11 protein-coding genes and 1 pseudogene are annotated in these 16,127 nt (G+C 44.0%); 6 read left to right on the top strand and 6 right to left on the bottom strand.

What is annotated here, in order from left to right; genetic code table 11:
- The first annotated feature begins 154 nt into the window (after positions 1-154).
- From der to G3569_RS11995, 5 genes are all read left to right on the top strand, one after another.
- Positions 155-1,462, top strand: coding sequence for a ribosome biogenesis GTPase Der (der, locus tag G3569_RS12015; protein WP_165269443.1), 1,308 nt, complete (start codon positions 155-157; stop codon positions 1,460-1,462).
- Between the two features lie 93 nt (positions 1,463-1,555).
- Positions 1,556-2,254 carry a NuoI/complex I 23 kDa subunit family protein gene (locus G3569_RS12010; protein WP_165269441.1) on the top strand — a complete coding sequence of 233 codons (699 nt, stop codon included), beginning with the start codon at positions 1,556-1,558 and terminating at the stop codon, positions 2,252-2,254.
- Positions 2,255-2,258: 4 nt separating this feature from the next.
- A complete protein-coding gene (locus G3569_RS12005) occupies positions 2,259-2,828 on the top strand; it encodes a hypothetical protein (protein WP_165269439.1) in 570 nt (189 codons plus the stop codon).
- An 11-nt stretch (positions 2,829-2,839) separates the two neighbouring features.
- Positions 2,840-3,466 carry a hypothetical protein gene (locus G3569_RS12000; RefSeq protein WP_165269437.1) on the top strand — a complete coding sequence of 209 codons (627 nt, stop codon included), beginning with the start codon at positions 2,840-2,842 and terminating at the stop codon, positions 3,464-3,466.
- Between the two features lie 25 nt (positions 3,467-3,491).
- The gene (locus G3569_RS11995) at positions 3,492-3,968 is read left to right on the top strand and encodes a peroxiredoxin (RefSeq protein ID WP_165269435.1); all 477 of its coding nucleotides are present in this window, start codon (positions 3,492-3,494) and stop codon (positions 3,966-3,968) included.
- Positions 3,969-3,997: 29 nt separating this feature from the next.
- On the opposite strand, the gene G3569_RS11990 is transcribed toward G3569_RS11995, so the two are convergent.
- Positions 3,998-5,359 carry a hypothetical protein gene (locus G3569_RS11990; RefSeq protein ID WP_165269433.1) on the bottom strand — a complete coding sequence of 454 codons (1,362 nt, stop codon included), beginning with the start codon at positions 5,357-5,359 and terminating at the stop codon, positions 3,998-4,000.
- A 671-nt stretch (positions 5,360-6,030) separates the two neighbouring features.
- Here G3569_RS11990 and G3569_RS18950 point away from each other — a divergent pair.
- A pseudogene (locus G3569_RS18950) lies at positions 6,031-6,294 on the top strand (DUF559 domain-containing protein); the annotation flags it as partial.
- A 694-nt stretch (positions 6,295-6,988) separates the two neighbouring features.
- Here the strand turns inward: G3569_RS18950 and G3569_RS19020 are convergent.
- From G3569_RS19020 to G3569_RS11960, 5 genes are all read right to left on the bottom strand, one after another.
- Positions 6,989-8,989 carry an MGH1-like glycoside hydrolase domain-containing protein gene (locus G3569_RS19020; RefSeq protein WP_205720177.1) on the bottom strand — a complete coding sequence of 667 codons (2,001 nt, stop codon included), beginning with the start codon at positions 8,987-8,989 and terminating at the stop codon, positions 6,989-6,991.
- 102 nt (positions 8,990-9,091) lie between these two features.
- Complete coding sequence (gene lysA, locus G3569_RS11975; protein ID WP_165269431.1) at positions 9,092-10,324, bottom strand: diaminopimelate decarboxylase; 1,233 nt, start codon at positions 10,322-10,324, stop codon at positions 9,092-9,094.
- A 9-nt stretch (positions 10,325-10,333) separates the two neighbouring features.
- Positions 10,334-11,212, bottom strand: a complete 879-nt coding sequence (locus G3569_RS11970; protein ID WP_240894701.1) for a homoserine kinase — start codon at positions 11,210-11,212, stop codon at positions 10,334-10,336.
- Positions 11,213-11,310: 98 nt separating this feature from the next.
- The gene (gene lacZ, locus G3569_RS11965; RefSeq protein WP_205720176.1) at positions 11,311-14,445 is read right to left on the bottom strand and encodes a beta-galactosidase, LacZ type; all 3,135 of its coding nucleotides are present in this window, start codon (positions 14,443-14,445) and stop codon (positions 11,311-11,313) included.
- A gap of 157 nt (positions 14,446-14,602) precedes the next feature.
- On the bottom strand, positions 14,603-16,117 hold the full coding sequence (locus G3569_RS11960) for a RagB/SusD family nutrient uptake outer membrane protein (protein WP_165269427.1): 1,515 nt from the start codon (positions 16,115-16,117) through the stop codon (positions 14,603-14,605).
- Positions 16,118-16,127 lie beyond the last annotated feature (10 nt).

Below are 16,127 nucleotides of genomic sequence, written 5' to 3'. Positions count from 1 at the left end.
TAAGAAAAATAAACATAGCTATAGCAATGGAGCCAACAAAACCGAAGTTATTATAGAAGGTTTGGAGCATTGAGTTTCTACTCTACTTTGAGGAGTTAATTCATTATTTTTAACGCTTATCACTGAAAATAACATATTAATCAAAAACTCCCACATGCTCCCTGTAGTTTCTATCGTAGGGCGGCCTAACGTTGGCAAATCTACAATTTTTAATCGTTTGATCGGCAGCCGTAAAGCCATTGTCGATGATCAGTACGGTGTAACACGCGATCGCCATTATGGCGAATCGTTCTGGAATGGTCGTGAATTTAATGTCATAGATACCGGCGGATATTTGCCCGGTGCCACTGATGTAGTTAAAAAAGGAATTCGAGAACAGGTCCATATTGCTATTCGTGAGTCGGATCTTATCCTCTTTGTTGTTGATACCGAAGGAGGTATTACCAGTTTGGATAGCTCTGTAGCCAAGCTGTTGCGCGAACAAGAAACCCCGGTCTTATTGGTAGCCAATAAAGCTGACAATGAAGAGCGGGAACTTAATGCTACCGAATTTTATACTTTGGGATTTGATGAACTGTATCCCATATCAGCAATCAGCGGCCGGGGAACGGGCGATCTGCTGGATCGTATGGTTGAACTGTTGCCTGAAGAGCGCGACGAACCTAAAACAACCATTCCCAAGCTGGCTGTGGTAGGGCGGCCCAATGTAGGGAAAAGCAGTTACATTAATGCGATGCTGGATGATGAACGCTGTATCGTAACCGACATACCGGGCACAACACGCGATTCTATTAATAGCAAACTTGTGTATAACGATCAGGAATACATATTAATAGACACTGCCGGACTCCGGAAAAAAGCCAAGGTACAAGAGAATGTAGAGTTCTATAGTACTGTACGCACAGACCGGGCCCTAAAAGAATGTGATGTGGCCATTTTAATGCTTGATGCTATGCGTGGTTTCGAAGCCCAAGACAAACGTATCATCACGAATGCGGCCGACTACAACAAAGGTATCGTAATCGTTTTAAATAAATGGGACATTGTGCCCGAAAAGGATACCAATCTTCTTAAAGAATTTGAGGAGTACATCTACGATCGTATTCCCCGTATGACTTATGTGCCCATTGTTTCCATTTCTGCTATCCACCGCAAACGCATCCATAAAGTGATTGATGTAGCGGATTTAGTTAGGAAGGAACGGAAGAAGACGATAAAGACTTCACACTTTAACTCCTTTATCGAACGCATACTCAAAGAAAAACCGTTGCCGGTGCGCAAAGAAGTACCGCTTAAAATAAAGTATGGCACACAGGTAAAATCGAGTCCCCCGGTCTTTAAGTTCTTTATGAACCACCCCGAGGAGCTTCCTGCTAACTACAGGCGATATATTGAGAATAAAATCAGGGAAGAGTATCGCTTTACGGGCGTTCCTATAACGATGCGGTTTGTCCAGAAATAAACACATTTTTGTTTTGATGTGAATGCTTGAATCAGTTATTTTTCCAGCGATATTATGCTGAGCAACAATCAATCTCTTTAATTGCGAATTCAGATGGCAACACCACAAAACTTAGAGCAACCACGTGCAAATGCGCTCAACGAAAATTTTGAGCGGGAGCGTTCTTTTTCGTTTCTGGAGAAATTGTACCTGCCCGAAATTTTCAAAGCCCTTTGGTATACATTTAAGCAGATGTTTCAGCCAAAGGTGACTATGCAGTACCCGGAAGAAAAATGGGATCCCCCTTCAATATTCCGAGGACGTCCTGTTCTTGTTGAAGACAACGGAAAAGAGCGTTGTGTAGCATGTGGACTCTGTGCCCGTGCGTGTCCGCCGCTTGCTATCAGCATGCAGGCGAACGAAGACTCTGATGATCCCAAAGAGCGTTATCCCAACTTCTTTGAGATTAATATGCTGCGTTGTATCTACTGTGGGTATTGTGAGGAGGTTTGCCCCGAAGAAGCGATTGTCATGAGTAAAGATTACGATATCGTATTTGAGTCTCGCGAAGAAGCTATCTATGACAAACAGCGCTTGTTGGTACCCAAAGAAGATCTTAAAGAACGTCTTGATTTCTTACGCGAATATAAAAATCGACAGTTCGGACAATTCTGGGATTTCCAGGAAGAAAATAATATACACTCTGTGAGAGATCGCGACCGCGAATTTAATTCAGGTCTCTCACTGGTTGAGATGCTTGAACAACAGGAGCACAACGATAATGTGCAAGCAGAATCTGAATGGGCCCGATAAGTAGATGATGGCAGATCGCGAAATTACCCAAGATGAAATTAACGAGCTCATAGAGGACGCTTCTTACCTGCAGGATGAGGCAGAAGCGATGCAATATGTTATTGATAATGTGCCTTATGAGGAACGACCGCCCGAAGGGCGATCTATTTCTGAGATGCTGTTGCTCATAGATCATGCACAGCTGTCGTACTACCGGCCTATATTAGAAAAAGCTGTGGAGAATAAGCGGCCTACTCATCTTGATAATTATACTCATTACCGTGAGAATTTTGAGCCCGATGAGGATAAAATGAAAGATGTCCAGAAGGTGCTTAAAAAACTTGCAAAACACCGGGCCGGATTGGTTAATTCAATTAAGAGTATCTCATTAATTGACTGGGAAACAGTTGTTTATCGCGATGACCAACAAATATTATTATATGATTTTATGCAGGAGATGATCCGTTTCGAACGGGGAATGCTCCGCGATATCGCCGAACAGGTTAAAGTCTATAACCAAGAGAAAGAGCGAATGCGTGAAATCAAACAGCGTCGATCTCAGCGCGAAAGTCAGCAACCCACCGAAAACTCTTAAGTACTTTTTTAATGCCATTGACAACATTTTTACTGATTCTGGTAGCCGGTTATGTTGTCTTTAAATTAGTTGGTCTTACCCAGAGTAGGGGACGTCTTAAATTTCTGGGACTTACTATTGCCGCAACAATTTTTCTGATTCTCCAGGGATTCAATTTTGTCAGTTTATTTGTTTCAAATGCTACTTTTACTACAACGGCTGATTTTATTTTAGAATGGGGGCACATTACCTGCCTGGCTTTTGTGCTTAGTTCACTGGCCGTCTTTATTCGCGAATCGAAACCGGTATTCGCGCAATTTCCAATGCTTTATACCGGCCTACCGCTGCTTATTGTGTTGTCATATTTTCTAGTAAAAGATACGTATGCTCTCAAAAATTGGCTGATTATGATTTACCAGGGAGGAGCTATTACCGTATCGATACTGATGTATTCGGTATATACCTATAGAAGAAAGCAGTATGCATTAATTCTTATTGGTAGTATTATTTTTCTTTTTAGTTACCTGCTCTATTGGTATGTGCCGGGTATTCAGCCTTCCTATGCATGGTTATGGCAACTGCTTCTGGCAGCTGGCCTTCTCACTATCGTACTAGGTTACGAGCATACCGATACAGCAGTATTAACAGCTGATTCATAATAAATAATATATATTAGGTACGACTATGTCAGTGACTGCAGAAGAAGGCTCAAAAGCACCGGATTTTACGCTCCAAAATACTGAAGGCGAACAAGTAACTCTGTCTGACTTCCGCGGAGATAAAAATGTAGTTATACTCTTTTTCCCATTGGCTTTTTCCGGTACTTGTACTAAAGAGCTCTGTACCACGCGCGATAACATGAAGTTATATGATTCTTTGGATGCTAAAGTCATTGGCATCAGCATAGACAGTTTCTTTACGCTAAAAGAGTTTAAAAAAGCGGAGAACCTTAATTTTACCCTCCTGAGTGACTTTAACAAAGAAGCTTCAAAGGCTTATGGTGTGCTAAACGATGATTATTTTGGGATGAAAGGGGTAGCCAACAGGGCCTCATTTGTAGTAGATAAGCAGGGTATTATTCAACACCGCGAAGAACTTAGCGACTCCAGCAACTTACCCGATTTCAAAGTGATCCAAAAAACATTGGCTAAGTTAAATTAGTAAGCGGTGATTTGTAGCAGCAGGCCTCACTAATCATACTTTCCAGTGATTAGATTCCATAGAAAGTTGCCATGCTCTTTACGATAGATATCACTGTGGGCTCCTCCTTTTGTCAAATAAGCATTTCTGTTTATCAGCTTATCCGCTTGTATGAGGAATATATGTGAATCATTATTATAGACGGTTTCGATATTACCCAGGGAATCTGTTTTTAGGCAGTTGGCACTACCATTCTTTTTGTAGTCTTTACAAAATTGATTATAGCTGTCAATACTTCCTGTATAATCACTCCAAAAAGCTTTATCAACCGCATTATCATATTTTGAAGAGGTAAGGAATACCCGTGGTATATTTGTACATCTTTTGTTAAAGGTGATTTTTTGATTGTTGATCTCTCCCAGAAAACGATTTATAGAAAAAGCCCCTTGCAGGTTTATCAGGCTAAGGTCATCAAAAGTACGCTTTTTTATAGGAGAGTCGGTTCTGTAAATTGCCGGACCTGCACAAGTTGCCACACTTAATGCACGGGCTCCAAAACTGTGACCGATTAATGTAATCGGTAAATCATCATTTACCTCAGGGATAATATCATGAATGAACACTCCCAGCCATGTGAGTCCAATTTCATCGGAATCAAGTTTTTTAGTGGGAAAACTGGCACCTACAAATAGAGGTTTAATCCAGCTGCTAACCCATTCACTGGGCCAGGTGACCCCGATAAACAGGGGATTGAACCTTTCACCTGCATGCTGTTTAATATTTTTAATAATCGAGTTAAAGTTTCTAACAGCTTTTTCTTGTACCGTATTCCAGCCCATTACCGTTACAACAATATGAGTATATTCCCCAGCCGTATTTTGGCGGGCAGAAATATCTTGCTTCAATATTTTCTTCAATTGATCTAAGGCGTACCAACTTTTAATATAGGCCTGTTTAGGAGGTATTGGAGTGCGACCGACTCCATCACAAAGGGGGATGCTTTGGGTGGTCTCGATATTATTTGGCTGAATATATGCGTTATATAATGCACAGTTATCCCGTCCAAACTTTTTTCCATAGTAGCGAACAATATGGGAGACATACATAATCTTTTTATCGACGATCTCGTTTGCAGCTTTTCGTTGCGGTAATCCGGTTTCGGGCAGCCCGGTTATTTTAAGGTCATCGTTATCAGTAATTTTCTTCTTATCACTTTTTTCAATGCCCAGGATATAACCCGGGAAATTCAAGCTTATTCCACTGGGATAATACAGGGCTGAATGGAAAAGCATGGGCGTTTTACCGTGGGTGCCCAATCTTTTTTCGGGTTCATGCAGTACTCTTCTGGGTTTATTTGCACAGCCGGCAAATAAAAGGGACAGAAAAAAGATTATGATAAATCTATGTGTCATTGGGTATGAACTCTCTGAACGATACTGTTTGTATTATTATTCATCCAACGAATATTTATATAGGCTACAAATAAATATCATTAGAAACAATAGCAGTTATCTTCAACAATAGGAAAAGGTATTGACATGCAGGCAGCAGGGTATTGGAAATGTTTTTATAGAGGGTGAGCAGCTGATTATTATCAAAACAGGGTAGCTCAGGACAGCCAGCAGTATTGTTTTAAATGGAATTGAAAAACCTGTATTACTTGTATGCTGACCCACTCCTGTCCTCTCCCTACTGTTCGCAGGGAGAGGAACGCTTATCTACAATACGTGCTGGGTTTAACTTTTCAGAGAATCTCAGTTTAATTTCCAGCTAATTACGTAATAAAAAAGTCTCTTCCCCTAGGTATAGGGGAAGAACAAGATGGGGGCATAAAGCAGCAAAAACATCAAAAAGCAGTACAAGATAAATTCACAATTCAACCAGTAGACAAAAGCTACCATGGTATTTTTAAAATAAATTTATAAATATATTACTTTGACTGGTTATTCATTATGTACCCGAAGAAAAGATGAGAGAGAAAAAGAAATCCATTACAGAGTTAGCCAGAGAACTTAGAAATAATCCCACACCCGAGGAAAAAAAGTTGTGGCCATATCTGAGAAAACGATAACTAAATGGATATCGGTTTCTCCGGCAAAAACCGATAATATACCGACAAAGAAATCAAAAAAAGTATTTTTTCATAGCAGATTTCTACTGTGCAAAGGCAAAGCTGGCTGTTGAACTGGATGGAAAGTATCACACCTATAACACAGCTTATGACAACAATAGAGATTACGTAATCAATCAGCTGGGAATAGACGTACTGCGCATTAAAAATGAAGAGCTATCAGACATGCCTACAGTTCTTAAAAAGATATCCAAAGCACTAGGCTCTAAAGCATGATATGGTCACTTGTTAAGTACCTTTATAGAGGAAAAATGGAGAAGAAAAGCCCACCAAATCCATTAAAAAAGTCTCTTCCCGTAGATATAGGGAAAGAACAAGGTGGGGTCAAACTAAACCAAGAAACGGCCACCAAATGGTAATCCTACAGATAAACCCTGGGATGAAATTAGCTTTATAGAATTGGTAAAATACAAATAATGGGCTGTACTGCCCCACTCCTGACCTCTCCCTACTTCCCGCAGGGAGAGGGACGCCTATCTACAATATGTGTTGGGTTGTAATTCGTATATCCTTTCAGAGAATCCCAGTCGACTTCCAGCTTATTACTATATAAAAAAGTCTCTTCCCCTAGATATAGGGGAAGAACAAGAAGGGGTCAGACTGAACCAAGAAACGGCCACCAAATGGTAATCCTACAAATAAACCCTGGGATGAAATTAGCTTTATAGAATTGGTAAAATACAAATAATGGGCTGTACTGACCCACCCCTGTCCTCTCCCTGCGAACAGTAGGGAGAGGGACACTTACCCACAATATGTGCTGGGTTGTAATGCATATAACCTTTCAGAGAATTTCGGATTAATTTTTAGCTAATCGCGTAATAAAAAAGTCTCTTCCCCTGCGTGCAGGGGAAGAACAAGAAGGGGTCAGAAAAAACAAGATGGGGTCACAACCCAAACCAATAAAAGATCAATGCTCTAACTCCAGAGACTCCATCTGGCTCATCATCAAAATATGGGCTGCTGACCAGCTAAAATGCCGGGCATTTAGCCCTTCTCCGGTAATGGGATGATAATTCTCACGAATAGGCTGCGGGCTCCCGGCCAAACCTTTTGCATTTTTCAGTAACTGGTCAACCAAAATCGAGGCCTCTTTATCAAATCCATAGTTCGTAAGCGCCTTAATCCCAAAATAGAACTGGTCCAGCCATACAGGACCGCGCCAATAACCGTTTCGGGGGTTAAACTTGGGGTGAGAAACCTGCAGGGTAGGCAAGGGAACAGTAGAACGAAAATGATCTTCATCCATCATGATATCCCGGACCGATACTGCTTGCTGCTCATCTGCTATGCCTGCCCAGAGCGGAATCCAGCCTTCGGGACCTTTGACCCTGATAAGAGCCTCAGACTCCAGCTCTTTATCATAATAATAACCGGATTTAGAATCGTACATCTGTTCATTAATCCGTTCTTTCAGCCCTTGAGCTTCTTCGTATAATTTTGCTGATTCCCTGGATAGCCCAAGCTTATCTGCCATTTTGGACAAATATATCTTGTCAGCATAGAGGTACGCATTCAGGTCAACCGATTCCTGGTTCAGTGACCACGCATTTTCGCTGTTTTTAACCATTACCGCATCATCAAAACGCACGGCATTATCCATACCGCTCTCCCAGGCGGCCGCTATCCGCGTACCGTCGGTAGAACCATATTCACACAATCCATTGCCATCGTGGTCCCGATTGGCATACCACCAGCGATGATAACGCTTTAGCTTGGGATATATCTCACTCAAGAAGGTACTGTCGCCCGATTGCTCGTAGATATTCCATACGGCCCAGGCGGCAAGGGGAGGCTTGGTATCGCGCCAGTTGTTTTCCGTACTGTCCGCATAAATAACATCGGGAACCATGCCTGACTCATTCTGATAATCAAACATCACCCGCATCTGGTCCTTAGCCAGTTCGGAATCAAAAAGGGCCAGGGCAGAGGCATGCTTCCATGAATCCCAAGACCAAATGCCGTGGAAGCCCTGGTAGGCATAGGAGGGGAAAAGCCCGTTATAACGCAGATCTCCGCGGGGACTTCGCCAGTTATTAATGAGAGTCATTATGCTTTTTATTGACAAGCGCTGCAGGCTACGGTCTTTGTTCCAGGGGGTAGGTGCTCCTAACATATCATTGATCTGTTTATTCCAGCGGCTCCTGTTTTCAGAGAAGTGATCACCGGCATCTGCAATAGGGGCGGATGCTTCTTCTTTGGAGTATGAGTAAGAGAGATATGTTGTAGCAGAAGCGTTTGGTGCTAACTCAACCGGATTAACTGCTGCTACATCATAGGCTGCTTCCTCTCGATGAACCGAAAAGGGGAAATCACCGGAAATATAGTATGATGGTTCATCCGTACCGGTTTCAACCTTTAGGATACCCTGATCGGCCTCTATGCCGAGAAAGTTCGAAAAAGAGGTATGTCTCCATTGGGGAATAATCTTTTGGGAGGCTGAACTCCTGTTCTTGAGTTCAGTACGTACCAGCACTGTTTTCTCAGAGCTGAAAATGAGGGTCATCGTTGCTGTTATATCAGCATATTTGACCTGCTGTTGCAACCGCCCGGGATAAGAATGAGAACTGACCTCAATAGGTTCCCGGTAGCTATCTTGCCCCTCCTTTTTGAGCAGTAGCTTTGCGAACGTTTTTCCCTGCCACCGACTGGCAGTACGCCAGCTGTCAGATATCCGGTAGGGTCCCGAAAAACCGACCTTACCTTGTGGAGATCTACCCGCACTAAAAGCAAAACCAAACCAGGAACCCTGATCAGTAAATACGGATATGCCTCCATCGGTGGTGCTGTCAGGGACGCCCTCCATCTCAAGAGCATCAGGGAAATCAGTAATCTCCTTAGCTTCTTTATTGACCTCAACAGAACTGCATGATATTATTGTAAACAGAAGCAGCGCAAGGGATAAAAGCATTAACCTAAAAGTATTATTCATGAGCTTTTGATACGTTCTTTATTCATTTTAACCATTTTGTAGCACGAATACGGTACAGGGAGATATCATTTTTAAAATGTATTACCAGCTGACATCAAGCTGATTTCGCACCAGATCTTCGTACGTTTCTCGTTCCCTTATCAGCTGTACTTTGCCTTCCCGAATCATCACTTCGGCAGGCCGTAGGCGCGAGTTGTAGTTTGAGGCCATACAGGCCCCGTATGCACCGGCATTTTTGATACAGAGAATATCGCCTTCCCGAATACGAGCAACCGGCCGATCTCTGCCCAGGAAATCGGTCTCACACATATTCCCGGTAATGTGATAATTCTGTAGTTCTCCTTCGGGATTGGAAATATTACAAATATCGTGATAGGCGCCATACAACTTGGGACGCAACAGGTGATTAAAACCGGTATCTGTACCGGCATAAGGGAGGTCGCGATCTCCTTTTAAAACGGTAACCGAACAAAGCAGGTATCCACATTCACTAACTAAAAACCGCCCCGGCTCAAACCATATTTCCGGCCTGCTCCCGTAATCATCATAAAAAGAGTGTACCTCGGTAGTTAATGCCTTTCCCAGTTTATTTACATCGATGGTTTCATCCTCCGGGTGAAAAGGAACAGTAATGCCGCCACCAAAATCGATAAAATCCAAGCCTTCAAACGACCGAGCGATATCAAACATCCGTTTGGCCGCCTTCACATACACGGGGATATCCAAAAAGGAGGAGCTGTTATGAACATGCAGACCCACAATATCGAGATTGTAGGTGTCGATCAGGGCCTTAATATCATCCAGACGCGAATAATGGATACCGAATTTCGATTTGTTGTGCCATTCGGTTGAGGCTTCGTGCTCGCCCACCAGGGGATCCAGCTTCAGCCGAATACTACAGGGCTGACTGCCTCCATACTCCTTGCCAAAGGTTTCTAACAGGGAAAGGCTATCAATATTGACCTTAACACCGCGGGCAATGGCCTCTTTTATCTCCTCAAAAGAGACGCTGTTAGAGGTGAAAAGAATATCATCGGCATCAAAACCTGCGTCCAGTCCCATCTGTAGCTCATTCACCGAAACAACATCCAATCCCAGCCCATAACTGCACATCAGCTTCAGCACCGCAATATTCGTCAGTGATTTAGCAGCATAGTTAATACGATGGGGAAAACCGTCAAACGCATTCTGCAATCGATTAATCTGTCGGTCTATAGTGAATGCATTATACACAAATAGCGGCGTGCCGTACTTTTCGGCAAGCGCTTCCATGCTAATATCTTGAATATGATAGGTAGCGTTCTTCAGTTGCATAAATAACGGTTATTTAGCAGTTGTAAAACATTGGTTAATAAGATCAGAAAGTTCCTTCATATGCTCACGAGCCCATTCAACACGCTGCATCAGTTCCTGTACCCGGTGCAGCTGTTTTTTATTGGGATGATCGAGGAGGCCGTAGCGGAGATGCCAGTAGATCTGGCTGTGAGCGCCCCATCGTATAAACCAGGGTAGCAGCTCTTGCTCCAGGGGGGCAAGGCGCCGGTGCTGCCGGTAGGCGTGGAGCAGTGCTGCAACTAGGTTGCTGTTGAGTTCATTATCTGGATAACCAAAGCCATTGATAACAATTCCCACATCAAACAGCAGCTGGTCTACGCAGGCTTCTTCGAAATCGATGATGCCGACCAGCTCATCACCGCGAAATACCGTATTATCGGTGAAAACATCGGCATGGACAATACCCTCAGGCAAATCTGTGGATAAAGGAGATTCCAATGCCTGCGTTTCCTGTTCAAAATAGGTAAATATGGGGTGCAGTTGCTCCTCATTGTTTGCAAAAAAGGGAATCAATCGCCGGCACTTTTCCAGCGTAATCGCATTGTCACGCTCTAAGTCCTGCCATCCCGTTAAGGCATTGAGCTCGCCAACAGCAGCACCGATCTCCCGGGCCGTTTGGTTATTTAGCGCAGGTTCATCTCCTTCCAAAAACTCATATAAAACAATCAGCTGCTCATCATCATTAATATAGCTGCCGTCGGTCTGGGGCAAAGGGTAGGCCGTAGGGAATGAATGCTGGCGCAAAAAATTAAGCAGACGCAACTCATGGACTAATTCCTGCTTTTCTTTCTGTTTTACAACCCGGAAAAGCACCTTTCCATGGTCGGTAACAAGCTTGTAATTTTCATTGGCAAAACCTGCCGACAGCGGATCCAGGGACCTAAACTGGCCTAACTCATAACGGGGCAGAACGGTATGCTTGGCAATTTCTTTAATAACGCTGATGGCTTTATAAGAGGTTTGAGTTATTGATTCAGAATCATAATAGAAAAGCTGTACCGGTAGCTTTTGGCCGGCAGCCGATATTCAGGGTGGGGACGTGCGCCCCAGCTGTCATCCCCGCCTACGCCCATCTGTGCCTTATCAATATTCACGGTGATGATATCCGTAGGAGTTACATCCGTTATATGTCGATTGGGACCGCCTTTTCTATATCCCAACATGGAAGTAGGAAAGGGATAGAAGCTGGCATTCACTGTTGGTGCGCCTTCAAATCGTAGGCCTTGTCCGGTTTCATCAGTGAGACTAAACCAGCGCACATCCGTTTTATTGCCGGTTTCTTGCGGACGTACGTAGACATGATATTGCTCATAAACGGAACCGGAATACCGGTCTATTGCAGCACCGCTTTTGCGATCCGAATAACTTTCGTGGGGACCGCGACCGTACCATTCGACCTGCTCATAGCGGACAGGCATCTGCATATTCATACCAAAGCGGGGAAGTTCCGGCAGCCTCGTATTGCCCGGTTCAAAATGGGCAGCAATATCAATTTGTCCGTTTCCGTATACGTTGTAGATGATTTTATACTGAGCCCGTAACTGGGATAATACATAAGTGGCTTTTACCTTCATCAGTTGTGGGGCTACTTTGCCATATCGTAGTTTGGTGAGCTTAGCACGGTCCCAGGCAGCTTTCCAAATGCCACTGCGTTGAGGCATGCCGTTGCCCAGATCATTATCGGTAGGAGGCCGCCAGAATCCGGGTTCTAGCGGGGCTTTAAGTAGCTCGTTACCTTCTACTTGTATTGAGCTTAGTAACCCGGTGTCGGTACTAAAACCAACTCGAAATTTATCACCTTTTACATATTGAAACTGCTCATCGGCATCCGGGATAACCTTCGGCATCTTAGAGAGGTCAACGGGAGCTTGGGGGTTCGCAAAGGGCAATTTAAACTGTTCCCAGGCAATCGTATGTCCCTTCGGCACAAGGGGACGTTCGTTGCGACTTTGGGCCCGTATCTTGAGGAGATATTCAGCACCCGGTTTGGGAGTAATATTAGTATATGGAATGGTCAACTGTGTTGATTTACCGCCTGGCAGGTCTACCGCAGGCAGAGTCCCTGATTGTATCACCTCACCGTTTTCTTCGATAATCCAGCTAAGCTCAAATTCATTCAGATTTCTAAAACCATACTCATTGCTAACCTTGATCTTACCGGTGGGGAGGTCTAGCTTTTCAAAGTTAATAGGTTGGTACACCTTCTTGACTTCCCAAATATGCGGTTTTAGTGAACGGTCGGCCTGCACCAATCCATTGGCAACAAAGTTGGAGTCATTGGGGATGGGTTCGGGGTAATCTCCGCCGTAGGCCCAGTATTTTTCGCCCTCTTCATTTCTCTTAAGCAATGCCTGGTCTACCCAGTCCCATATAAAACCGCCCTGGAAATTTTGGTGACTTTTCATCACCTCCCAATAATCCTGCAAATTACCAACGCTGTTACCCATGGCATGAGCATACTCACAGAGAATCATCGGTTTCTGGCGTACTCCATCATCTACATACTCTAACATCTCTTCAATCTGATGGTACATAGGAGCAGCTATATCGGTGTATTCGGTCCGCCATGCCGGTTCATACTGAACGGGGCGAGAAGGGTCGCGCTGCTTAATCCATCTATAGCCAGCTTTAAAATTTGACCCAAAACCACTTTCGTTACCCTGCGACCAGATAATGATAGAAGGATGGTTTTTATCACGCTCGACCATTCGCTTGGTACGATCCATTATTGCTGCCTTCCAATCGGGATTATCGGCAATAGCTGCAAATCCATCGGGATGTGTTTGCAATCCGTGTGTTTCTACATTGGCTTCATCTATAACATATAGTCCATATTTATCGGTGAGCTCGTACCAGCGCGGGTCGTTGGGGTAGTGGCTGGCCCGAACGGCATTGATATTAAACTGCTTCATCAGCTTGATATCTTTAACCATCTGCTCGGTAGAAAGGTAGTTTCCTGTTACCGGATCGTGCTCGTGACGATTGACGCCGCGAAGATAGATAGGCTTGCCGTTTACCTGCAGTTGTCCATTTTTAATTTCCACAGAACGGAATCCGACTTTGGACTGGACCACTTCCGCGGTATCTCCGTCCTCATCTTTCAGTGTTACCAGCAGAGTATACAAATTGGGGGTCTCTGCTGTCCATGCTTTGGGATTTGGTACCTTTGCAGAGACGGTAATACTCTTTGATTTTTCTGTGTTGATGGAGTACGATTTCTGCTTTTTAAAAGCTGTTTCTCCGTCATCTGTGAGAAGCTGAACCCCCAAAGTGCCCTCCTGAACATCCTTGGCATTGTTCGCAAGATCTGTTTTTACCTCAATTTTACCGTTGGTATAGTCATCAACCAAGCTAGCTCGGTGTTCAAGGTCTTTTATATGCAGTTTAGGCCGGGCATAGAGATACACATCCCGTTCAATACCGCTTACTTTCCAGTAATCTTGTCCTTCCAGGTAAGCCCCGTCGCTCCATCGGAAAATCTGCAGGGCCAGCGTATTTTCACCTTCTTTCAGATGGGGTGTTATATCAAATTCGGCAGGGGTTTTAGAACCCTGGCTGTAACCAACCTTTTCACCGTTTACCCAAACATACATGGCAGATTTTGCAGCTCCTATATGTAAGACAATATTTTTCTTTTTCCAGTCAGCCGGTACAGAAAAGCTGCGCCGGTATGAGCCTACCGGGTTATAATCACTGGGAATAAAAGGAGGGTTGGCAGGGAAGGGGTACTCAACATCAGTGTAGATCGGAGTACCAAAGCCTTGCAGCTCCCAATTCCCCGGGACGGTAATCTCATCCCACTCTTCAACTGAATAGGAAGGGTTATAAAAAGTTTTGGGACGATCGGCGGGCTTCTTTACCCAGTTAAACTTCCAGCTTCCGTTGAGGCTTTTATAATTTGCGGACTCAGACATCGTAGCGGCCAATGCGTCAGATTTTGAAGAAAAGGGGAATACGGGGGCATGAGGCGCCATCCGGTTTTCTTGAAACATTGAGGGATCTTCCCAGTCGTTACTGCTCTGTGAGGTGGCCGAATGTACAGTGAAAACCAAAAAGATAAGAGATAATACCAGGGTTGCTCGTATTTTTAACATATCCATATACTGATTATAAATATATCTGCTTTAATTATAGAAAATCTTCCGTCAACTATCGTAATTACTGGGTTGAAGGTACACAATTTTGCGAACGTTTTGCTTCTACTAATCAAAAAGCCCAAGCGGTTTTAAGCCCGGGCTTTTTAATTAATTGAAGGGGTTAGTAACCGGAGTTTTGTTCCAGTTTTGCATTCTTATTGATCTCTGAAAGGGGAATGGGGTAAAGTTCATGCTTCCCTTCCTCAAAGTTAGCAGCATCAGGTTTACCGTGGTTTGTTAGTATACTTTTGATGCTGAGGTTGCCTTTCTTCCAGCGAGCAAGGTCAAACCAACGGATGCCGAACTCCATAGCAAATTCAACGGGACGTTCAACATGACGCAGGTGATTGCGTAGCTGCGACTGGCTCATACTGCTGGAAAGATCAGCACTGCCAGATCGTTGACGAACCTGGTTGACGTAGGGAATCGCTTGTCCCGTTTGTCCCAGTTCATTGAGGGCTTCCGCGTATAGCAGCAGAATGTCGGCATAGCGCATGAGATGCACATTCATACCACTGCGGGTAGTGTTGCCATCCGAAATATCATTACTGTAGAGATATTTCTTATAGAAACGCTTTTCGCTGCCCAGATCGCTTTTAATATCCGCATAGGCGATACCATCTGCCGTAGAGTTGGGATGATCAAAAAATACGGTTCCCATTACACGGTCGCTGAGCTCACCGGAAGCAGTAGTATCTTCCATCATACGATTAAAAAGCCAGTCGGCGGGGAAGAACTCTTCCCATCCCCCCATAATACCGGGGGCCTGCTCGTTATACAGTGGCGTAGATTCGGTAAATCCGTTAGGGCGTTTTGAAGAGTGCTGGATTTCAAAAAGGGATTCCGCACCGTTTTCTCCACTTCCATTAAAATTGTCGGTAAAGTTTGACAGGAGAGAGAAGCCGCCGTTGTCGATAATGTTTTTGAACTCATCATCAGCCTTGTCAAAATCGTGAAGGAACATATAGGCTTTACCCAGATACCCCTGGGCGGCCCATTTGGTGGCACGTCCTTTATCTTCTACAGAGTAGGAAGCGGGAAGGGTATTTTTTGCTACTTTGAAGTCTGCTATGATCTGGTCCCACACTTTTTCCGGGCTGGCCTGCTCAGCGTAATAATCGTCACTGTTTTGAGGGACTGAAGTAACCAGCGGGATATTTTTAAACAGTGTAACCAGGTTCAAATAGTAGTACCCTCTCAGGAATTTCGCTTCTGCCACAAATTGCTCTTTATCACTATTCGAAAGCTCCGGGATCTGCGGCACATTCTCTATAACCTGGTTGGCATAGAATATACCGTTGTAGTAATCTTCCCAGAGATCACTAAATGCTTTGTTATCAGAGGTAAACGTAAAGCCTGCAATCTTTTGTGCAAAGGGCAGATCTTTACGAGTAGCCCGGATTAGATCTGAGCGATAGTTTTGAGCAATATAATGGTTTTCGAACCAGCCCCAGCGCCCATCGGCTTGGAGCTGACTGTAGGTTGCGATAATACCTTTTTTAGCGTCGGTTTTATCCTTCCAAAATAGCTCCTTGTTAAGCTCATTACCATTGGTTTGTACCAAGAAGCCGTCATCACAGCCTGCTAAAAGGAGCAGACTAAACGTTAGTAACAGTAAATAGTTGGTAAGTTTCATAATATTCGTC

The sequence above is a fragment of the Fodinibius halophilus genome (genome assembly GCF_011059105.1).
Lineage (GTDB): Bacteria > Bacteroidota > Rhodothermia > Balneolales > Balneolaceae > Fodinibius > Fodinibius halophilus.
The sequence above is the reverse complement of the archived record's forward strand: the minus strand, read 5'-3'. Positions and strand labels throughout refer to the sequence as shown.